Origin of the sequence: Pseudoalteromonas sp. S3178, from assembly GCF_005886985.1 — a bacterium.
Lineage (GTDB): Bacteria > Pseudomonadota > Gammaproteobacteria > Enterobacterales > Alteromonadaceae > Pseudoalteromonas > Pseudoalteromonas carrageenovora.
In genome coordinates this window covers 1-402 of sequence record NZ_PNCW01000230.1, presented here as the reverse complement: position 1 = coordinate 402, position 402 = coordinate 1, and the positions used below count along the sequence as shown (strand labels likewise).

At 35.1% G+C, this 402-nt stretch carries 1 protein-coding gene; it reads right to left on the bottom strand.

Translation table 11 applies throughout. The annotated features are described in order from the left end of the window. Positions 1 to 365, bottom strand: a 365-nt coding sequence (locus CWC11_RS20745; protein WP_283241023.1) for a 5-formyltetrahydrofolate cyclo-ligase, incomplete at its 3' end; no start/stop codon positions are given. Positions 366 to 402: the final 37 nt, after the last annotated feature.

Below are 402 nucleotides of genomic sequence, written 5' to 3'. Positions count from 1 at the left end.
TAATCAAGCGAATAAAGAGGGCATATATGGCTACAATTCAACTTAGGCTCCAAGATAGCATAGCGATTGGCGATCATGGGTGAATTTTTCTCATATCTTTGAAAGAGTAAAGTTGTGCCATCGAAGGGGTGAATTATAGGGAGGTAAACGTGATGGTTTTTATCTATAAGATATTGAATTAATTGATTTGTATCTAACTCACCATCATTACTCAAATACAGGGCTATATGGGCAGGTTTCGGGAGTTTTATATAATGAAAAAAATTAATACATAAAGCTGCTTCAGCGTCTTTTTGTTCAGATTTAGATAAAGTATTACGCGCATTTCGTACAGTTTTGCGAATTAATGCACGTTCTTCTTGAATTGTTCCTGATATGATTGTGCTCATACCTAGAAAGCAA